The following is a 20,774-nucleotide window of genomic DNA, read 5'->3' as shown; positions in this document are numbered from 1 at the left end:
CCAGTACTATATTAGACTAACGAAAACGAAAATGATAATCATTATCAATTAAAATATCACATTCTTTTCCATTCAGTCAATCCACATATGGAAGAATGTACACAGTTCGATGTTAAGACTATCGCGTAAAAGGCAAAAAAGCTAACTGCGTGTTTTGGGCACGAGTTAGCTTTTAATGACGAATTTTGAAACATTAAGTTTGTAAAAATTTGAATTGAATTTAATCCCGGCTCCGCAGCTTACCCAGCAGACGAATAATTTCAATATACAGCCACACCAGCGTAACCATCAATCCAAATGCACCGTACCACTCCATATATTTTGGAGCACCGTTGTCGGCACCACTTTCAATGAAATCAAAATCAAGGACCAGATTCAGCGCGGCCACAATGACGATAACGACAGAAATGCCGATTCCGATCAGGCTGTTGTCATGCAGATAGGGAACGGTAATCCCGAACAACCCAAGCACAAAACTGAGGAGATACATAATCATGATGCCTCCGGTTGCTGCCACAACCCCCAGCTTGAAATTCTCCGTAGCTTTGATCAAGCTTGTCTTGTATGCCATCAGCAGAGCAATAAAGACAGCCATGGTCAGCAAAGCAGCTTGCAGCGTAATGCCGTTATACAAGTATTCATACGTAGCCGAGAGTGCACCGAGGAACATCCCTTCCGCAACGGCATAGATCGGCACAAGGTAAGGCGCTGCAACAGGTTTGAACGAAATAATCAACGCGAGGATAAATCCGACGATCGCCCCTCCATATGCAAGAGGAAGCACTTCCTGCCCATTGAAAAACATCATCCAGGATGCAAATGCACTGCCCAGCAGGATTACCAGCGTAATAAATGCCTTGTTTACCGTACCGTTGATCGTCATTCTGGTTTGATACCGATCATCTCCATATCCTCTGGAGTCTTCAAACGTACTATCTTTGAGTGTGGGGTTACCGCTACGTCCGATCAAAACATTCACCTCTTCTATGTATTGGGTTAAGCCTGTACTACCATCTCTACGTTCTACATTGCCAATCGTGCGAACTACATATTCCATTTCGTATTGAAAAATAAAAATTCTAATGCTTCTAAGCAGACATGGGATGCAATCCGCAGATCACATCCTTGTCTGTTAATGCAAGGCATAGGCTATATGTCCCAATACTTTGCGAAAAATACTTTACATTTTATTCAGCACATTCCAATCCATGCTTATTTGTACAACACTTTATCTACATTGTATTTCGCACGCATCGTGTTGATGATATAAGTCTCGTAAATTTCGCGATCCACCGGATCTTCAATAACGCATACTTCGATGGTGGTTACTTCCTCGCGATGTGACTTCATTGGTGATACCGTATCTTCAAAATGTTTCTTGATGCGTGGTCTTAATTTTCGCGCTTTCCCGACAAATAACAACTCATCAGCGGCATTGTAAAACATGAAGATACCGCCTTTTTCCCGTGTAATCAGGTGGAAATCGGTGAATCCATAAATGTGGCTAAGCTGTGGATCAGCCTGCTTCGTGATGATGACATCTGGTGTTGGCACAGTAATATTAATCAATAGGCTCACTTCCTCATTATCTATAGGTCTACATCCTATCATATATCCCAAAAGGACACCATTTCATTCTATAAGTAGCACTATTCACGCTTTTTCCAACACTTACGACAAATATTTCAAAAAAAGGTTAACTTTCCTGATTCAAAGTGGTACTATAGGGGTACGAGGAAGAATTTGGGCACTAAGACATATGTCTTTATATCTACTCCGTCTATTGTAACCCATGATTTATCCTCTTTCATACTGAATTCTGTTACGCGCGCACAACAAGAGTACAGTTAGCAATAACCCAAGAAGTATAGCTTTTCGATTCATCATCTATGCGACCCTTGCAGCAAGCAAAGTAGAAGGAACCTAGATTTAAGAAGCGACTATAGAAATAAAATAAATTCAATTAGAACGCCTGCAATTATAGCCGTACGATTCAAATAGACACACGTAGAAGGACAGGTAGCTATCGATCCTAGAGAGACTAGTCATGCAACGCCAACCTAGAAAGTTATAGCAGCAGCACTATAAAAGAAATGGATCACGTTTCACCCCAGCCCGGCATGATGCCAGGGCTTTTTTACGTTTGCGCAAACAACCAACCACCTCCGCAAGGAAACAGAGGTATCGTGGTTCTTTCTGCCGGGGTTATAATATGGCAAGATAGCAAATAAGGGAGTGATGGGATGTATTCCGATCTGGAACTGACGGAGGACCGCCCTGTATATATACAAGTCAAAGATTATATGAAGCGATTGATGCTCAAAGGCGGCCTGCAAGCCAAACAAAAGCTTCCTTCCACCCGCGAGCTCAGTACACTCATGAAAGTAAGCCGCAGCACGATTCTGCTGGCCTACGCTGAACTTGAGGAGGAAGGCCTGATTTATGCGGTCAAAGGCAAAGGCAATTACGTAAGTTCCACCATTGATGCACCTGAGGCAACATCCGGATGGCAGCTGGACTGGAACGACCGTGTCAGCGACTATGCAATCCAGGCGGATCAGTATGATCTGATGAAGCATGGTTCTGGCTCAGAGCGCGGTGAGATTTCATTTACCAGCATCGCGCCGGATGAGAAGCTGTTCGACATGCACAATGTAAAAAGAGCCTTCCTCGACCGGATGTCGCTTGAAGGTGAAGTGCTGCTGAATTACGGATATGCGCAAGGCTACAGGCCCCTTATGAAGTATCTGCTGCGCTATATGGAAAATAAAGGTGTCGACCTAACTGGCAAGGATATTCTGATTACCAACGGATTTACGGAAGGCTTTGATCTGATACTGGGCGCACTTCGCAAAAAAAGTGGCAGGGCCCTGTGTGAAAACCCGACACATCATACCGCTGTTAAAAATCTGAGGCTTCATCAATTTCATCTCACCGGTGTGGATATGGAATCTGATGGTCTGAATCTGCGGCAGCTGGAACGGGAACTCGCCGCAAACCCGTATGATCTGGCCTATCTCGTGCCCTCCTACCACAATCCAACCGGGATCGTCACATCACCTGCCAAACGGACGGAGATCATTCGGTTGATGAACCATTACCAGGTGCCGATTATTGAAGACGGCTTTAACGAGGAATTGCGGTATTCCGGTTCCCACGTCTCTCCTCTGATTGCCAGTGTGGGCAAAGGGAATGGACTCGTGTATCTGGGCAGCTTCTCCAAGGTATTGTTTCCGGGACTGCGCGTAGGCTGGGTCATTGCGGATGCGGCACTGATTGATTATCTGGAAAGCATGAAACGGGCGCGCAGCATTCATACCTCGACGCTGGACCAGTCCCTGCTCTATCAATATCTGAGCAACGGCAATTTCGAGAAATATTTGAAGCGGGCCCGTACAGAGTACAAGCGAAAATATGAACTGGTGGTCCGTTGTTTGCGGCAGTATCTGCCAATGTGCCGGGTTTCCGGTGAAGGCGGACTTCACCTGTTCGTACAATTTCCACCAGAATACCGCACGAGGGAGCTGCTGGCGGCTTGCAAGGCAAAAGGCGTTACCTTCATGCCCGGGGATACCTTTTATCTTGAACCAGGCCAGGGACAAAACACAATGCGTTTGGGCTTCTCCCGGGTCAGCGATGAGAATATTCGCAAAGGCATTCGCATCATTGGTGAGATGGTTGCTCAAATGAGATGAGGAGGATTCACATGAAAGTTGGCGTGATTATGGGTGGCACATCTTCGGAGCGGGAAGTTTCCCTGCTCACCGGACAGGAGATGATCAACCATCTGGATGGACAGAAGTATGAGGTTATTCCCGTGGAGATCAACAGCAAACGTGATCTCATTGAGAAAGCCGCAGGATTGGATGTGGCACTGCTCGCTCTGCACGGCAAATACGGCGAGGACGGTACGATTCAAGGTACGTTGGAGTCGCTGGGTGTTCCTTATTCAGGCTGTGGTGTCCTCGCAAGCAGCGTATGCATGGACAAAGATATGTCCAAACGCCTCATCCAGCATGCGGGTGTACCTACTGGCGAGTGGCTTCAGGTAAGCAGCCTGGATGAATTGTCATCAGCCGCTGTACAGCAGTTAACGTACCCTGTTGTGGTGAAGCCCAATTCAGGCGGTTCCAGCATCGGTACGCAAGTGGTGCAGGAACCCTCAACTCTTCATGCGGCTGTAGAAGCGGCACTCGTCTGGGACGAAGTCGTCATGATCGAGCAATATATTGAGGGCGAGGAGATTACCTGCGCCATTCTGGATGGTCAGATGCTTCCTGTGATCTCGATTCGTTCAAATGCCGATTTTTTCGATTACACCTCCAAATATAATGACGGCGGCGCTGAGGAGCAGGTCGTCCATTTGCCTGCGGATTTGCACAAACGTGTAGAAGCGGCGGCACTAACCTGTTACCGGGTGTTAAAATGCAGTGTCTATGCCCGTGTGGACATGATGATTCGGGATGGCATGCCCTATGTGCTTGAGGTGAACACGCTGCCGGGTCTTACCCGAAACAGCCTGCTGCCCAAAAGTGCTGCTGCTGCTGGTATTTCCTTTGCCAGTTTGCTGGATTCCATCATTGATCTCTCGTTAAAAGAACGCCAAAAGGAGGCAACGCGATCATGAGTCTGAGTGTAACGATTCGTAACAGTTCCCCTGCAGATCTGCAGGATATGGTCATTCTTATGGATCAACTCGGTTATCCAACTACGTATGCCGAAATGAAGGAGCGTTATTCGCACATCGCTGCGGATTCAAACTTTGCAACGTTGGTTGCCGAAGTCCGTGGCCGTGTCGTTGGACTGATTGGCCTCCAAACATCTTACCTATATGAAAAAAACGGAAAACACTGCCGTATTATGGCTCTTATCGTGCATGACCAGTTCAGAAGCTCCGGCATCGGTCGTCAGCTTATTCTGGAAGCAGAGCAATGGGCAGCCACTCATGGCGTGGATTCCTTATCTCTAAACAGCGGCAATCGACCGGATCGTGAAGCTGCGCATAAATTCTACCAACAGATGGGCTTTACCGCGGGAAGCACTGGATTTAGCAAAAAGCCGCAGGCTTTGCAGCATAGCTGACTCTTTACAAGGTAACAGCAAAAACGCCCATTTCCAACACACAGGTCGGAAACGGGCGTTCTCTATTTCGCTATAAGTACATTTATCTTTTGGCCTTCATAGACTCATACGCAGCAAATAACTCCTCTACAGCCACTCCATTAATCTTCATTCCTGCCACCTGACACTGTTCCAACTGTACGTCGGACAGATCACAGTCATTGAAACGACTGCCCTTGAGGTCACAATGTTCCCAACGCATGGGTACTCTGTCTGGGCCGAGGTGTGTATCCTGAAAATGAACCCCATCCAAAGCACAGAATTCAACCTTGCTGTCTGTTAAACGCAAATCGGCCAGTAATATGCGGGTCATATTCAGATTGGTGAATTTGCCCCCACTCAGATTGCAATCGGTCATCTGGATATCCCGAAGATTGCTGGTGCTGAAGCGAAGTGAATCCAGATCAGCTTGGTAAAATTCAGTAACCGTCTCATCCTTAACATTGCATAATTCCTCGGCTGGGAGCTGGATTACAGGTTCTAGTGTTATGATTTTCTCATATCCAAATTCATCTTCAGACGCATAGAGACAGACATAACCCATTTTCTCATAAAAATGATGATTATCCCGCTGTCTTCCCGAAGTCTCCAGCTTCCATACCCCAATCTCCGGGAATTCGGCCTCAACAAGCGTGATGACCTGAGATCCTATACCCCGACCATGACAGACGGGGTCAATAAAGATTTTATCCAGTCTCGCATGTTTGCTCCCCAATACATTGACACTGACTCCACCAATAGCACATCCATCCCATTCTATAACGTAATAGTCCCATTCACGGATCACGTAACTGTGCATGCGAACTGACGAATAGCCTGGTGGACAGATGTTGCTGTCCGGAACGGTGTCTCCTTTAGCCCAGACTCTGATCGCATGATCAAAGGCTCTGGTGCAAATCTCCGTGAGCACTTCAGCATCCTCTTGGCGTGCACGTCGAAGCTGAACTAGAGATTGCAGCCCCAGTGAAGGTGCTGGTGCCGGTTGTACTTTATGTCGCTCAAAATAATCGTAATCTGCCTGATCCGAAAGTTTTCTGTGAGAGACATAACGAAATCCGGCATGCTCAAGCACCTTGCGTGAAGGCTGGTTAAACGGCTTCACAATACCCACGATTCGGTCCAACAGCGTATGTTCGAACAAGTATGTCGTTAAGGCATTCACCGCTTCTGTGATATACCCTTTATTCCGATAATCCCGTGAAATGGCGTAAGCCACTTCACGATCATCACTATCCAACATGTCATTCGGAAACACACCACACCAGCCAATGATTTGCTGATCTTTGTTGTGTACAACAGCCAGCATGACCCGTACATCTTTCGGATCGAACTGCTCGTAACTGCCAACAACAAATTGCAGAAAACCATGCAGCTGTTCCTCTGTCATCCTCCATTCCGGAAGAATATCCGTAATTTCGGGTTGTCGGGTTAATGCATACAGCGCGTCCTGGTCTTCCAGCGTTAGTGGACGTAATGTAATTGAACTGGATTGAATGGTCAATTGACTTCTCATATATAACACCTCTGGGGATTTATTTGGGATGACACGACAAAGAGGAGCACCTCCAATAGAGGCACTCCTCGATTCGTTTCATCATTTCAGAAACGCCGAAGCTCCTCGTAATGGGTCAAAAAGGACACACGTATCCCGTTAATGGTCTAACGGAATTTTTTCATTGTGTTCTTTCATGATCATTACGAGAAATCTGGCATACTCTGAAATCCCCTCTCAACCTAAGACTCACATACAAATCTTACTTATGGCCGGTCAATGAAAATCCAGCCTGTTTCTTTTTCCTTATCTACAGATGCCCCAAGAGATTCTGCCATAAAGCGCAGCGGAACGTAGGTTTTTCCGTTTTTGCCCACAAAGGCAGGTTCGACCATCGTTACTTCCTTGCCTGCAACGATTGCCTTCTTGGAACCTACAGTCAAGACAATCTCATCACCGGTGATATCGTCAATAACGACGATTTTATCCGACCCTTTGGTCCATTTCACTTCAGCATCCAATTCTTCGGACAGATAGCGTAAAGGAACAAATGTTGTATTTTTAACAGTGATTGCGCCATAGGATTCGTCGTCCGGATACAACATGACATATTTACGGGTGATTCCCGCTTCATCCTTCAACAGCTGATACACAAGTGAATTGGAATCAAAATTGCGCAACATCTGACCTGGTGTGATATCTCCCTGCATCAGATCCATTGCACCACCCGTTTTGTCCACGGCATCCACAGTTACTGGTCCACCAATATTCCACAGTTCGCTGTCACCGTATACGGATACCGATTTGATCGGCAGATCTTCAGAAGCAGGCAACGCTACTTTGAAATCATAATTCTGTTTACGGATATTCAGTGCACTGTCCATATAAAAGTCCAATTTGAGATTAGTCTCTGTTCCGAACACCGTCTTCAATTCAGGCGTTTCGGTCAAGAAGCTGGCTAGTTCCTTGTCATAATTGGCAAGAATCTCGTCAAGACCGCCCTTAATCATTTCGTACAATGAAGCAACCTCTGCATCCCGTGATTCGCTAATCGTAGAAGGCAGGGCACTGCCGTCGCCAATATCAACCGTGTTGAATGTAACGAGGATCGGGTAGAACACATCATACAGATCTCCAATCAGATCCTTGAGTCCTTGCTCATCCTGAGCAACACTTGTCAGAAACGGTTTAACCATGGCAAGAAGCTCTTCTCCACTGATTTCCACATGCAGCTTGGAGAGGCTCAGCGATTCACCGTTAACCGATTCCTGTACCGGCGTTACGGAAATATTTTTCGGGTTGGACAAATGCTTCAGCGCAAAGGTCAGCAATTTCGGGGAAAGCTCCTCGATCTGCTTCTCCAACGCCTTCGTATCTAGCATAGGAAGCGTGTCATCCTCCAAAGATATGTATAGAGGCTTTTGCGCTCCGTCTACATCAATGACCATTTCCGATTTATCCATCGACAGATGGAAAGGTAATTTCTTTCCTTGCATACTCAGTGTACCTTTGACAGACGCCGTATTGGAGTCCTTCACTTTGGCATCTTCAATATTCAATGAAACGGAATTAATGAGTTCAATCATTTGAAGCGCATCCTCATCGACGAGGTTTGCTGTAGGTTCAATTTTTATATGCATCGACTGTTTGGATTCACCGGACTTGACGGTTGTACTGTTGACAACGGCTTTGCCAATATCTACGCCACCTACGGCCTGACATCCCGTAAGCGCAACCATCATCAACACGAGTGGTACGGCAATCCACTTCATTAGCTTGTGATTTTTGATACGATCTCCTCCTTAGGAAAAATGTGGTTCACTCCTATTATGAGGGTTATAGGTAATTGTTGTAAACCGGATCGGTAAATAAATACCAAAAAAAGGCCGAACGATTGTCCGACCTCGGGTATCTCGAGTGTGATGTATATTTAAGCATTTGGAGTAGTTAGCTTCAACAAAAATATGCCTAGTCCAATCATAAACAGTTGAGTTTATTCTTTCTCTGTATTCTCTGCCTCAGTGTCCTCATCCGATTCTTTACCATCGGTACGCGCAGGGGTTTCAAATGGATCCGGCTCGTCGTCTTGAATGGCTTTGTTCTCTTCATTCTGATCCTGTGTCATATCGTATTCCCTCTCTTCTACCGGATTTTAGGCACAATCTGTGCCTTGTTTCTATCAATAACCGGAATAATGACAAATTAAACAGACGGAGGTTAGAAAATATAAAAGACAATTCCGTTCCCGCTCGCAGCAGTTGCCTGATATAACGCCTGAACATCATTTAGTGTCTGAACGATCTCCTGGAATGTCTCCTCTGCGTCCCAATCTTCCATGACAGGATACACGCCCTCAGCTACCATTTGTTCCAGGCTAAACCGTTTCTTCAATTCTTCAGGTGTCAGTTGTTCTAACGCCATGTACGCCTCGAGCACCTGTTCATTGTTCAGCAGGAACAGATCCATGTCTGAATAGTTCCCTAAATATTGTTCGCCTGACAAAGGGACCACATATCCCAGAGGAGGCTGCCCCTCTACCACTTCACCAGTCAACGTAAACTGAAGCATCTGCCACATTTTATCGATATCCAGCTCGACCGAACAATCATGAACACTGACCTCACCTGACTTAATGGATTCAACCAATTCTTTGGTGACAACAAGATATCTGCCGGACATGCCCATACCTTATCCCTCCTATGTATGTACTTCTCTTCTTTCCCATTAACCGTGCGTGTTGTACAAGAATCGGGGTAAAAAGGTGGACGCAAATATTCGAAGGAGGACGGCTCCATCCTGCCTTATCAGAATGATAAGGTGAAGGCTGAATCCGCAGCCATTTTCAAAGCAAAATGGGAGATCGCCAAAACGGACCCGGATTATGTGAAAATGAAGCAGGAGCACCGGGAAAAGTATGAGTCGGAGAACACGCAGGAACGTGGGTGAAAATAGATGATTCATGCAGAAGTTCATTTTGATATAATGCAATACATCAAGCTTCACCCACGAGATTAACGATGTATACCCATCCAAAGGAGCCCTCATGAACCCACCTAGCCACCATTTCGTCCTGACACTTGTTTGCATCACCCTGTGTCTGTTTATTCTGCTTCCTATGCCTGCCTCTGCAGCCAAGTCTGAACTTGCCAGACAACATGAAACGACGGCCTTTGGTCCACTTCAAACCTATGTTGACGGGATGCAGCCAGGATGGAACCTGGGAAATTCCCTGGATACGGTCGGACCTGATGAAACGTATTGGGGCAACCCGCGAGTTACCCGCGAACTGATCCAGCAGATCGCTGCTCAGGGATACCGGAGTATTCGCATTCCCGTCACATGGGATGGGCATATTGGGGACGCACCAGACTACACTATTGATCCAGCCTACATGGCTCGTGTTCAGGAGGTTGTCCAATGGGCGCTGGATGCCAACCTCTATGTCGTCGTGAATGTTCACCATGACTCCTACCTCTGGATCAGTCAACTGGAGGCGGACCATGATCAGGTGCTTTCCCGCTATAAAGCGGTATGGACTCAGATTGCCAAGCAGTTCAAAGATGAACCACGTAAGCTGATGTTTGAAAGTGTTAACGAACCGCGCTTTCACAGCGGAGCAACAAATGCCGGAGATATGGGCTCGGGCAGCAATATTGATGAGGCAAGGCAGTTGGAGCTTTTGAAAGAATTGAACACTGCATTTGTTAAGTTGGTACGGCAAACAGGTGGAAATAACAGCGAGCGTCCGTTGGTCCTGCCTACGCTGGAAGGTTCACCAACACAGGTGAGACTCGACAGTTTGCGGCAGACAATAGTGGGGCTGAAGGATCACAATCTGATTGCTACGGTGCATTATTACGGATATTGGCCGTTCAGCGTTAACAATGCAGGGCATACCACCTTCGATACGGATACGAAAAATGATGCGGCCAGCACGTTCAATAACGTGTATAACACGCTGGTTATTCAAGGTATTCCAGTTATTCTGGGTGAATACGGCCTGCTCGGTTTTGACAAACATACCGATGTCATCGAACAGGGAGAGAAGCTGAAATATTTTGAGTTCGTCGGTCATCAGTTAAAAGAAAAAAAGATCGCGTCCATGTTATGGGACAACGGTCAGCATCTGAATCGACAAACATTTCAGTGGGCTGACCCGGATTTATTTCAGATGATCCAAGCTTCCTGGACAGGACGTTCTGCTGTAGGAGAAAGCGACCTGCTCTATTTCAGACAAGGTTCGCCTGTGGAAGAGAGACCATTGACGATCAAGTTAAACGGAAACAAGCTGGTTGCCCTGTATGCGAGTGATCAATTGCTGAAAGCTGGCACCGATTATTCGTTCAGCGGCAACACATTAACCATCAAATCCGCCGCGTTATCCCGGATGATCAGCTCAACTCAGAAGCTTGGGAACCATGGGATACTCACAGCGAAGTTCAATCGGGGCGCAGAATGGAAATGGAATGTGATTGTGTCCACGGAGCCCGAGTTGAGCGGGGCAACAGGTATGGTAGACACCTTCTCCATTCCGACCCAGTTTCAAGGTGATCAGCTTGCTACGATGGAGGCTGTGTATACATCCGGTGAGAATACCGCGCCACAGGACTGGACAGCGTATAAGGAATTTTTTAACACATTTGCTCCTTCTTATGAAACGAATGAAATTAAGCTACAGCCCAATTGGCTCAAAGAACTGCATGACGGACAGATCGAGCTGACATTTCATTTCTGGAGTGGTGAGCTCATTCGCTACACTCTGATTAAGAACGGAAATCAAATGACTGGCAAGGTACGAAATAATTGAAACTGTTCCCAGGTTGAGTTGAGATTGAACGCCCCGTTGATTGCAATGGGCGCTGCTGGATGCAGCATGACCTACACAATATTGAAGATTGTTCAAATAGAGACGCTGCCAGTGGGTATTTCAGCTGACAGCGTCTTTGGGTTTGGTTGGTTTGGGTTGGGTTTGTTACGCCTAAGCCTGTGCCTTTTGCGGCTTGCCACTCTTCGAACGGGGCCGAAGCATGCCCCCTACGATGCGCAGCATTTGTCTGCGCGGCATAAGGCGAGCGAACTGGGCCGTCCAGTAATTGGAGGCACCTGGCACAGCATACGGCTTGCCTGACGCCAACGCCTTCATCGCCACTTCCACAACATGCTCTGGCGTATCCCGTTTGCCTACCGAGGCCTCTTCGGCTCCTACTACTTCGAAGAATGAGGTATCGGTTGAGCCAGGACATAAAGCCAAAAACTGAACGCCTCGCTTCCGGTTCTCTTCATACAACGCCTCTGTAAAAGAAAGGACGAAAGATTTCGTAGCTCCATAAACAGCCATGTATGGATCAGGTTGAAAAGCAGCCGTTGAAGAGACATTGATGACGGTACCGTTCCGTTTTTGCAGCATGCCTGGCAGGAAAAGATGGGTCATGTTCATGACTGCGAGTACATTCAGCATAATCTCTTCCTGCTGCCGTGCACCATCTAGCTGCTCGAACATTCCATGCGTGGCAAATCCCGCATTGTTGATTAATACATTGACCTGTATGCCCCGATTCATACATTCCTCATATACGTGTTGTGATGCATCCGCTTGGGATAGATCCGCTACAATCACTTCCGTCTTTACGCGATAGGTTCGCTCAATCCGTTCTGCTAGTTGACGCAATTTGGACTCCGATCGGGCCACCAAGACCACATGTTTGCCTTTTGACGCCATCTCCAATGCAAAAGTCTGCCCAATTCCTGAAGAAGCCCCCGTAATGAGTACCCATTGATTTTGAACCTGCTTCATATCTCATCCACCTTTTCAAAACACTCGTTTTTTATTGGAAACACTGTTTCCTAATGAAATCATCGTACTCTCTTGTCTTCGTACTGTCAACTTCTTTTGATTATTTGACGATTTCCAGCGTAAAACAGTAGAATGACGATAAGAAACACGGTTACCGTTAAACAACAATATGGATGTATGAGGATGAGATAGATGAAAGATCACAATTCGGGTTCCAAAGAATCCGCTCACACGGTCACTACCTTTCAGGAAGCCAGACTCCAGCACTCCGAAAACCTGCGCCAAAATATTGTGCATGCCGCCGCATCCTTGCTGCAAGAGCACGGTCCCGAAGCCGTCACGGTTCGGCGCGTGGCAGAACGAATGGAGTGCTCCACCAAAATCATATATAACCTCTTCGGCAAGAAAGAAGGGTTAGCCAAATACCTATACATGGAGGGGTGCGCCCTCCTATCCCAATCGTTTGAATCCGTGCCTCAGCAAGCATCATTCGAGAATTATTTTCGCGATCTCGCTTATGCCTACTGGGATTTCGGGATTACACAATCCAGCTTCTATCAGCTGATGTTTGGTGGTTCTTTTGCAGAATTCAAACCAGATGCAGAGAGTCTGCAAGGAACAGCAACTGCCCTCAAACAAATCACGTCCCTGGTTGAGGCCGCAATGGAGCAGGGAATGCTTAAGGAGAACGATCTCCTGCTTGCAGTCCGTATGATCTGGGCCCCGCTGCATGGTGTCATCCATCTGTACCTGGGAGGCCATATTGAGAGTGAAGAGGCCGCGAAACGGCTATATGATCATACGTTGTCCATGGTCATTCTATCCCTTGTTGGGGTATCTTCCAATGGCTAAGCCATGAATGGATAAGCCATGAATGGATAAGGAAACGAAAGAAGGAGCAGGCACTTCATCGCTCGGATGAAGGAACCTGCTCCTTTTTATCATTATATATAAGGGATTACTATCGCTAATTAACGCGCGGCTTCGTTCTCAGCTTCCCAACGCGAGATTTCAGCACGGACTTTGGGAGCGACCTCTTTGCCGAGCAGTTCAATGGCTCTCATTACCTCCTCATGCGGCATCGTGCCGAGGGGAGTGTGTAGCATAAAGCGTGTAATACCAACTTCTTTACGTAGATAGATAATCTTTTGAGCAACGGTATCCACATCACCGACATACAGCGCGCCTTCCAGACTACGTGCCGCGTCAAAGGTTGCACGGCTATAGTGTCCCCAGCCGCGTTCACGGCCCAACATATTCATTACTGCCTGAGCTGGAGGGAAGAATTTCTCCACAGCTTCATCTGTTGTATCCGCAATGAAGCCATGAGAGTGAGAAGCAACGGTCAGTTTGGAAGCGTCGTGACCTGCATGTGCAGCTGCTTTTTTGTACAACTCCACCAGTGGTGCGAATTGAACCGGACGACCACCAATAATGGCGAGTACAAGCGGTAATCCAAGCAGACCTGCGCGGACAACCGATTCCTGGTTACCGCCACTGCCGATCCATACCGGAAGCTTTTCCTGTACCGGACGCGGGTAGATGCCTAGATTGTTAAAGGAAGGGCGATGTTTGCCTTCCCAAGTAACTTTTTCCGAATCACGCAGCTTTAAGAGCAGCTCCAATTTCTCATCAAACAACTCATCATAGTCATTCAAATCGTACCCGAACAATGGGAATGATTCGATGAATGATCCCCGCCCTGCCATAATCTCCGCACGCCCATTCGAAATGCCGTCCAGCGTTGCAAAATCCTGAAATACTCGTACTGGATCAGCGGAAGATAGCACCGTTACAGCGCTGGTTAGGCGAATGCGTTTGGTCTGTGAAGCTGCGGCGGCCAAAATGATAGCTGGTGATGAAGCGGCATAGTCGGCACGGTGATGTTCTCCCACGCCATATACATCCAGTCCCACCTGATCTGCCAAAACAATCTCTTCAACGACGTCGCGAATACGCTGCGCATGACTTATAAGTTCTCCTGTGTTTACATCTGGGTTCGTCTCCACAAATGTACTGATTCCGATTTCCATTGTCTATTCCTCCCTGGTATGAAGCGATCCGTCGTTCGTCTAACCTATTGTAAGTAGATCACCTTTTGTTATTTATCTTAATATTGAACTATTTTGAGGAAAAATACAAGTGCCCCCTGTTTTCCAGAGGGCACTTTTTATTTTTCTAAATCAATTCTTAATCTATACTTAGTTCCATTAAATTTGCATTAATTATAATGCCAGCCTGTTTAATAAAATTAAACCCCAAAATCCCATCGATCTCAAACCATAATCCATATTTCCGATTTCAATCTGAAATTCCCTAAGCGTTGTTCCATCCACAGTTATAGAGTCCAGTAACTTGGTGTAAACATATTCTATGCCACCTACGCCTCTAATAATATCTACCTCATCATTCTCTTCAGGAACCATACCTATTTCCTGGACAATGTCTGCATTTAGCAACGTACTGGCTGATCCTGTGTCGAGCAGGACTTTCTCTAAATAGAGTAATTGTCCTCTAAACGTAAGCTGTAGGCTTATAAAAGGCAGACCATATATCTCCGAGATTTTCATCGGGGACCTCTTATCCCAACCGCTCTCTCGCCACAACTTCTGGACGAGAAGTATGAAAAAAACAATATTCCCGTCTTGGATCTTCCTGATGCAATTCACTGTATCGTTTTAATGCTTGTGTTGAATCATCAAATGAATCAATAACCGCCATCTCTTCAATATAACGCTGGCCTTCCCTAGAATGTGCCTTGGTTGCTTCAAAAACGACCCATTCGTTAGGGAATCGATCCTGAACTTCCTTCCATTGCATAGTGACACCTCCAGCCCGCTATTTGATCCCTATTATACCATGTTCCATGATCGATCCAATTGAAATGGTAAGCTCCCATTTTCATTTATAAAGAGTATCCATTCTTCTCAAAATCCATGATTTCATGATGATTTCTTTTTCCCAATGTACAGCAGATGAGACGAGATTCCCAATATCGACGGGTCTTTGGCCGCCTCAATCATGTACTGGATCAACTCATCGTATTCCCCGCGTTCTTTCCAATATTGCTGCTGCTCTTCTGTGAGCATAGCTCTCAGACTGGACGATCCAATCAGGTTTGCCGTTTCGAATCCGTGCTGCTCCATAAACGGGTTAATATCCTGAATGTTGAAATAGTACGCCCCCGTAAACCGTCCTTGATCCAGATGATCGAATGTTCCCTTTTCCACAAAAGAACGGATAGCTTCCATATGGTCATGTGGTTTCCATTGCTGCGGGAATTGCAATGAGGTAATGCCCATTCGCATGCGGCTCTGCATCGCTACAAACACGGTCCCCCCACGCTTGGTGACCCGATGCAGCTCCCGTACCGCAGCTACTCGCTCTTCTTCCGCCTGCAAATGGTACAACGGCCCCAGCATCAGAGAGGCATCATACGTCTCATCTGCAATGCCGTTCAGATGGGTCGCATCCAATACATGGAAACTGTCAAACTGCTGTGTCAAATCCAATTCCTTTGCCTTCTGCTGAGCCATATCCACAGATGCAGGGGTCAGGTCTGACAGCGTGACATGGTATCCGAGCCTGGCAAGCTCCATCGCATATTTGCCTGGTCCGGCGCCATTGTCCAGCACAAGTCCGGTTGCCGGAAGTGACTCTCGGATATAATGCATGTTAATGATGAACTCCAGCGGTTCCCGATCCAACCTTCCCCACTCGTCAAATCTGGAATAATACTCAATCACACGTGATCTTTCCATGATTCTGCACCTGCCTTTTCTCAACATTAAGGCCATATAAAAAAACAAAAAACCTGCCGCCTCAACTAAGAGGCGACAGGTCTGACCTTCGCGGTACCACTCTTCTTGATCCATGAACAGGATTGGATACATCATGCTCCAACTTATCCTGCCATAACATCTCAGGACCTGATGACGGAGGTTAACCGTCAGGATCTACATGAAGTCAGCGTATAGCATCATCTCAACATCCAGCCCTTCCGTCTGCTGAACAATGACGATACTTACGTAACTACGAATCGATCCTGCTGCTCACAGGCGAGTTGGGGAAAGGTTGGACTGCCTTGCACCAAAGCGACAGTTCTCTGGACCAAACCTCGAGCCTTATTACTCCTGATCATTGCGTTTGACTGTTAAATTTTATCCAGTATAGTACTTCTAAATATTTCCTGTCAATTCATTTCAAATAATTCCCTGAGGTAATCTCTCCGCCCATGCAAGATGCGATAAATGATAATACCCTCTAGAGCAATGCGGTAGAAAACCAGATAGGGAGAAACGACGATAAACCGGTATCCTCGCTGGATCAGGTTATAATCATCCTCTGACAAAACAGAACCTATATTGGGAAAATCGGCAATGTTCCTTATTTTTTCATCCAGTTTATCAAGCATCTTTTCTGCCTGTTCTACGTTATCCATAGATATATAAGAGAAAATTTCGTCCAGATCATCAACAGCAGCAGGAGTATATCGAATGCTACTCTGTTTTGGAAGCATCCAATTTTCTCCGTAATCGTGTCATTACTTGCTCATGACTGGGCAACTCTTCACCTTCAGCCACCTGTTTCTCAGCGACGAGTAGTTTGGATTGCAACGCGGTTCTGGCTTCCATTCTTCGGTACGCTTCATGGCTCATCACGACTAAATCAGCTTCTCCATTGCGGGTAAGTATCACGGGCTCATCCAGCTCATGACAATATTTAGAGAACCCGTTGTAGTCCTTGCGTATTGTAGTTGATGGTTTGATCTGCATAACTTCCCTCCGATATCATTATAATCACTTAATTATAACATTATAATACTACTTTATTCATCTTGATTCCTTTCTCCACACAACAAAAAAGAACCTTCACTTCCACAGCATTGCAGAAATGAACGTTCTTTATGGTTTAAGACAAGGCCAATGACATGGCAATCCAGCGTGCCAAAAGGAGATGCTAGATTTTTTTCACAAACTCGGACTTCAGCTTCATCGCGCCCAAGCTGTCGATTTTGCAGTCGATGTCATGGTCACCGTCAATCAGACGAATGTTTTTGACTTTGGTGCCCTGCTTAACTACCAGCGAGCTGCCTTTCACCTTCAAATCCTTAATGACCGTAACGGTATCGCCATCATTCAGGACATTACCATTCGAATCGCGTACTACTTTAGTTTCTTCCGCATTCTCTTGTTCAGACGATAGCGCCCATTCGTGCGCACATTCTGGACACACCAACAAATTACCGTCCTCGTACGTGTATTCGGAATTACATTTGGGGCAATTAGGCAAATTAGACATATGTATTAAACTCTCCATTCATTTTGTGGCTTCCTCGCAAGTATACGGGAATGCAGTCCATTGTTCCACATCGACACGAGGTTAATTGATTTTAAACTAAATTTAAGATTGCTCCGCCTCCTGATTTAAGGAAGGTTCCTTATACTGAAGCTCTAGAAGAAAAATGGTGGAGCATCACAACGAAATACTATTCTTAAAAGTCGTGTCTTACACGAAATGCTGATATATATCCTATAAAAGGAGTTTCTGCTCATGTCACCCTATGTTTTTCCTGTCCAAACGGCTTTATTTATTTTTGTCCTGATCGCCATGTTTCTGCTGGTGCCTTGGTTGATCTACGGATATCGGAAAGATGGATTTTTTAGCTGGTCGCGGTTTGGCGTCAGCTTTTCATTTATTTTCTACCTACTGGCTGCGTACTGTCTGGTTATACTTCCTTTCCCGACCACTCGTAATACATGTGCACAGCAAGCAGCGGATACCGTATATTACAACCTTGTTCCGTTCACCTTTGTAAAAGATATTATGAAAGAAACACCAATCATCTGGTCTCAACCCGCCAGCTATATGGGAATGATTCAGGGCAGGGCTTTTCTGCAGGTTCTGTTCAACGTAATGCTCCTTATGCCTCTTGGCGTGTATATCCGGTATTTTTGGCAAAAGAGAACGTATTGGAAACAGGCTATATTAAGCGGATTCGGCTTATCCCTGTTCTTTGAAATTACCCAGATCACCGGCTTCTACGGCTATTATGATTGCCCGTACCGGCTGTTTGACGTGGATGATCTCCTGCTGAATACTTCAGGAACGGTGCTTGGATTCTTCGCAGCTCCCATCCTGCTTGCCTTATTCCCGTCTCGTGCAAGTATTCAGGCGAAGAGCGAGCAGCTTCTGGAAGAAAACAAGGTCTATCCTGTACCTCAATTGCTCGCGCTTATCATTGACGGTGTAGTTGTTGTATTTCTGTCCAATCTGATGTCCATATTTAATTGGAGTAATACAAATGTGATCGTCAGTACGCTAAATACGGCGATCGCCATGCTGTTTGTATTTTTCTTTATTCCATCCTTGCGAGATGGCAAGACTCCAGGGTCTGCCCTCATGCGGTTCAGATATGTTCACCGGGAGAATGGGGAGCCTTCCAGCGCATCCCTGTTTAAAAGGTTGCTGGCACTTTACGCCCCTTGGATCTTGGTCACCGTAGCTCAAATCATAACCGATTATGCCTTTCTGAACGAAAATGTAATGCTCGAACCTTATAAGGTGTGGATCTCTGTCGGAATTTTTGGTCTGCATATGCTTATTCTCTTGGTGTTGTTCGTGCATGTCATGCTGGTGCTGTTCTCCCGAGGCAAGCGTGCGTTTTACTGTGATGATGTGTCCAAGACACGAGCTTCCCGAAAGTAAATTCTGGACTCATTCCACTCACAGCACATAGGTTCAGGTGAAAAATAGTGCCCTAGCGTTTGCCATTAAAGTCGGCAAGTTTGATCCATTGTAAAAAAGGTGTGCCTCGTCAGCCAATGACGAGGCACACCTTTTAACTATGTTGAGATGAAGTCCAGAGGTGGTCGGACTATAGCCCCAGCAGCTTACGTTTGGAAGCTTCCGGGTCATGGACCAACTCCACTTCATGATTGAAAATTAGCGTAGCGCGATCATCTTCGTAGGCAGGCCAATTTACTCCCGCTGTCTCAGGCTTGCCCTGCTTGGCAAACGAAATCCATGCATCCTGCACTTTACCCGCAAGTTCTGCTGCTGCGGCATCCGGTTCGGCATTCATAAACTTCAATACAGGCAATGTATTAAAAGCAAAGAAAATATCGATACTATGAATTGATTTTTGCAGCAGTGGATGCTCTGGCATCACCCAATCAAAGCGATACATCCATACTGGTGCATGCTTCTGCTGAGCTGCCGCATATTGCACAGCCGAGCGCCAGAAGAACAAATCCGTCATTACCTGGGCCTGGCCATCTGCAGTCTTCGGATAACTGTCCGCAATGGCAGCCCGATTCTCTAGATCAGGTGTCATAAAATCAACAGCCTTCACCATATTGATCTCTTCGGAGTAAGGCACCTGAGGCTGAATGAACAACGAGCCTTCATGCAAAGTGGTTCCAATTAGTACAGGGATATCCTGTGCTGCGCCCTTTTCTACCGCCTGGAGAGGCGAGTTCGGAAGTGTATCTCCATCCAGTACGGGCTGGAACAACAGGGCCATCCCTGCACCGCTTTGTTGTTTGACCGTCTCGCCAGCAGCGATGATTTGCTCCACTGGAATGGTTTTGAGTTTATGCAGGTCATCTGGTGTCACACCCAGAACCTTCAACATGCCTTCACGAATGGCTGAAGCCTGCTCTGCTGGGACGACTTGTGAGGCTCCACTTTGCATAATGGCACGATGGAACAATCCTTTGGCTGCTGGCATCGCCATCAAAGCTGCAATACTCATGCTGCCCGCAGATTCTCCGAATACAGTGACGTTATGCGAATCACCGCCAAAAGCTTCGATGTTGTCCTGTACCCATTGCAGCGCAGCAATCTGATCCAGTAAACCCACATTAGATGCAAAACCATCTCCAAGCGGAGCCAAATGCAAGAACCCTAGCGGCCCCAGGCGATAGTTGATCGTCACGACGATCACGTCTCCCCGGAGGACAAGTTGTGTTCCATCGTACATGGGCTGGCTGCCAGCGCCTGAAACGAAAGATCCGCCATGAATCCATACCATTACGGGAAGTGGATCATGGCTTTCTTTTTCAGGTGCCCAGATATTCAGGTAAAGGCTATCTTCCGATTCCACCGGAGGCTGTCCAGATAGGCCCTCGGCTTGAGGATTTCTTGGCTGTATATTTTCAGGACCGAATTGTTTCGCCTCCCGAACTCCGTCCCACGACTCGGGTGGGATTGGAGCCTGAAAGCGTAATTCACCCACGGGTGGTGTAGCATAAGGAATGCCTTTCCATACACTCGTTCCATGCAGAAGCTCTCCTTGAACCGTGCCATATCTTGTGTTTACTTGAAGTTCCCTCATGCGCACATACATCCTCTCTACTGATCGAT

General features: G+C 46.6%; 21 protein-coding genes and 1 pseudogene. 7 read left to right on the top strand and 15 right to left on the bottom strand.

What is annotated here, in order from left to right:
- Window positions 1-220: 220 nt before the first annotated feature.
- Both BMW94_RS03245 and BMW94_RS03240 read right to left on the bottom strand, forming a co-directional pair.
- Window positions 221-970, bottom strand: a complete 750-nt coding sequence (locus tag BMW94_RS03245; RefSeq protein ID WP_090994432.1) for a Bax inhibitor-1/YccA family protein — start codon at window positions 968-970, stop codon at window positions 221-223.
- A gap of 242 nt (window positions 971-1,212) precedes the next feature.
- A complete protein-coding gene (locus BMW94_RS03240) occupies window positions 1,213-1,569 on the bottom strand; it encodes a nucleotide excision repair endonuclease (RefSeq protein WP_090994431.1) in 357 nt (118 codons plus the stop codon).
- A 674-nt stretch (window positions 1,570-2,243) separates the two neighbouring features.
- Between BMW94_RS03240 and BMW94_RS03235 the strand changes: the two genes are divergently transcribed.
- From BMW94_RS03235 to BMW94_RS03225, 3 genes are read left to right on the top strand one after another with little or no spacing between them, the layout of a single operon-like run.
- On the top strand, window positions 2,244-3,695 hold the full coding sequence (locus BMW94_RS03235; RefSeq protein ID WP_090994428.1) for a MocR-like pyridoxine biosynthesis transcription factor PdxR: 1,452 nt from the start codon (window positions 2,244-2,246) through the stop codon (window positions 3,693-3,695).
- A gap of 11 nt (window positions 3,696-3,706) precedes the next feature.
- Window positions 3,707-4,627, top strand: coding sequence for a D-alanine--D-alanine ligase (locus BMW94_RS03230; RefSeq protein ID WP_090994424.1), 921 nt, complete (start codon window positions 3,707-3,709; stop codon window positions 4,625-4,627).
- Window positions 4,624-5,082 (top strand): GNAT family N-acetyltransferase, encoded by a 459-nt coding sequence (locus tag BMW94_RS03225; protein ID WP_254790096.1) that lies wholly within the window; start codon window positions 4,624-4,626, stop codon window positions 5,080-5,082. The genes BMW94_RS03230 and BMW94_RS03225 overlap by 4 nt, the downstream gene beginning before the upstream one ends.
- An 82-nt stretch (window positions 5,083-5,164) precedes the next feature.
- On the opposite strand, the gene BMW94_RS03220 is transcribed toward BMW94_RS03225, so the two are convergent.
- The 4 genes from BMW94_RS03220 to BMW94_RS03210 all read right to left on the bottom strand — a co-directional run bounded on the left by BMW94_RS03220 (window position 5,165) and on the right by BMW94_RS03210 (window position 9,298).
- Window positions 5,165-6,634, bottom strand: a complete 1,470-nt coding sequence (locus tag BMW94_RS03220) for a GNAT family N-acetyltransferase (RefSeq protein WP_090994421.1) — start codon at window positions 6,632-6,634, stop codon at window positions 5,165-5,167.
- 245 nt (window positions 6,635-6,879) lie between these two features.
- Window positions 6,880-8,385 carry a copper amine oxidase N-terminal domain-containing protein gene (locus BMW94_RS03215; protein ID WP_090994418.1) on the bottom strand — a complete coding sequence of 502 codons (1,506 nt, stop codon included), beginning with the start codon at window positions 8,383-8,385 and terminating at the stop codon, window positions 6,880-6,882.
- Window positions 8,386-8,606: 221 nt separating this feature from the next.
- The gene (locus tag BMW94_RS31100) at window positions 8,607-8,738 is read right to left on the bottom strand and encodes a hypothetical protein (protein WP_302847978.1); all 132 of its coding nucleotides are present in this window, start codon (window positions 8,736-8,738) and stop codon (window positions 8,607-8,609) included.
- A 92-nt stretch (window positions 8,739-8,830) separates the two neighbouring features.
- Window positions 8,831-9,298 (bottom strand): YfbM family protein, encoded by a 468-nt coding sequence (locus BMW94_RS03210; RefSeq protein WP_090994416.1) that lies wholly within the window; start codon window positions 9,296-9,298, stop codon window positions 8,831-8,833.
- Between the two features lie 84 nt (window positions 9,299-9,382).
- Here BMW94_RS03210 and BMW94_RS03205 point away from each other — a divergent pair.
- A pseudogene (locus BMW94_RS03205) lies at window positions 9,383-9,559 on the top strand (DUF4385 family protein); the annotation flags it as partial.
- Between the two features lie 97 nt (window positions 9,560-9,656).
- A complete protein-coding gene (locus tag BMW94_RS03200; RefSeq protein WP_090994414.1) occupies window positions 9,657-11,420 on the top strand; it encodes a cellulase family glycosylhydrolase in 1,764 nt (587 codons plus the stop codon).
- Window positions 11,421-11,591: 171 nt separating this feature from the next.
- Here the strand turns inward: BMW94_RS03200 and BMW94_RS03195 are convergent, their stop codons facing one another.
- Complete coding sequence (locus tag BMW94_RS03195) at window positions 11,592-12,407, bottom strand: SDR family NAD(P)-dependent oxidoreductase (protein WP_090994412.1); 816 nt, start codon at window positions 12,405-12,407, stop codon at window positions 11,592-11,594.
- Window positions 12,408-12,599: 192 nt separating this feature from the next.
- Here BMW94_RS03195 and BMW94_RS03190 point away from each other — a divergent pair, with 192 nt between their 5' ends.
- Window positions 12,600-13,259, top strand: coding sequence for a TetR/AcrR family transcriptional regulator (locus tag BMW94_RS03190; RefSeq protein WP_090994409.1), 660 nt, complete (start codon window positions 12,600-12,602; stop codon window positions 13,257-13,259).
- 119 nt (window positions 13,260-13,378) lie between these two features.
- On the opposite strand, the gene BMW94_RS03185 is transcribed toward BMW94_RS03190, so the two are convergent.
- The 7 genes from BMW94_RS03185 to BMW94_RS03155 form a co-directional block, all read right to left on the bottom strand.
- The gene (locus BMW94_RS03185) at window positions 13,379-14,440 is read right to left on the bottom strand and encodes an LLM class flavin-dependent oxidoreductase (RefSeq protein WP_090994407.1); all 1,062 of its coding nucleotides are present in this window, start codon (window positions 14,438-14,440) and stop codon (window positions 13,379-13,381) included.
- Window positions 14,441-14,632: 192 nt separating this feature from the next.
- Window positions 14,633-14,977 (bottom strand): aspartyl protease family protein, encoded by a 345-nt coding sequence (locus BMW94_RS03180; RefSeq protein WP_254790094.1) that lies wholly within the window; start codon window positions 14,975-14,977, stop codon window positions 14,633-14,635.
- A 10-nt stretch (window positions 14,978-14,987) separates the two neighbouring features.
- Entirely contained in the window at window positions 14,988-15,227 is a 240-nt protein-coding gene (locus BMW94_RS03175; protein WP_254790093.1) for a hypothetical protein, read from the bottom strand.
- A 122-nt stretch (window positions 15,228-15,349) separates the two neighbouring features.
- Window positions 15,350-16,168: a class I SAM-dependent methyltransferase gene (locus tag BMW94_RS03170; protein ID WP_090995131.1), complete on the bottom strand. Its 819-nt coding sequence runs from the start codon at window positions 16,166-16,168 to the stop codon at window positions 15,350-15,352.
- Between the two features lie 431 nt (window positions 16,169-16,599).
- Window positions 16,600-16,926, bottom strand: a complete 327-nt coding sequence (locus tag BMW94_RS03165) for a type II toxin-antitoxin system RelE/ParE family toxin (protein WP_090994405.1) — start codon at window positions 16,924-16,926, stop codon at window positions 16,600-16,602.
- Window positions 16,907-17,182 carry a type II toxin-antitoxin system Phd/YefM family antitoxin gene (locus BMW94_RS03160; RefSeq protein ID WP_076287293.1) on the bottom strand — a complete coding sequence of 92 codons (276 nt, stop codon included), beginning with the start codon at window positions 17,180-17,182 and terminating at the stop codon, window positions 16,907-16,909. The genes BMW94_RS03165 and BMW94_RS03160 overlap by 20 nt, the downstream gene beginning before the upstream one ends.
- A 184-nt stretch (window positions 17,183-17,366) precedes the next feature.
- Window positions 17,367-17,708, bottom strand: coding sequence for a zinc ribbon domain-containing protein YjdM (locus BMW94_RS03155; protein ID WP_090995128.1), 342 nt, complete (start codon window positions 17,706-17,708; stop codon window positions 17,367-17,369).
- Window positions 17,709-17,960: 252 nt separating this feature from the next.
- Between BMW94_RS03155 and BMW94_RS03150 the strand changes: the two genes are divergently transcribed.
- Entirely contained in the window at window positions 17,961-19,115 is a 1,155-nt protein-coding gene (locus BMW94_RS03150) for a VanZ family protein (protein WP_090994402.1), read from the top strand.
- A gap of 169 nt (window positions 19,116-19,284) precedes the next feature.
- Here the strand turns inward: BMW94_RS03150 and BMW94_RS03145 are convergent, their stop codons facing one another.
- Complete coding sequence (locus BMW94_RS03145; RefSeq protein WP_090994400.1) at window positions 19,285-20,745, bottom strand: carboxylesterase/lipase family protein; 1,461 nt, start codon at window positions 20,743-20,745, stop codon at window positions 19,285-19,287.
- Window positions 20,746-20,774 lie beyond the last annotated feature (29 nt).

This window comes from Paenibacillus sp. OK003 (genome assembly GCF_900109515.1).
Lineage (GTDB): Bacteria > Bacillota > Bacilli > Paenibacillales > Paenibacillaceae > Paenibacillus > Paenibacillus marchantiae.
This window is presented reverse-complemented; position numbering and strand designations above follow the sequence as displayed.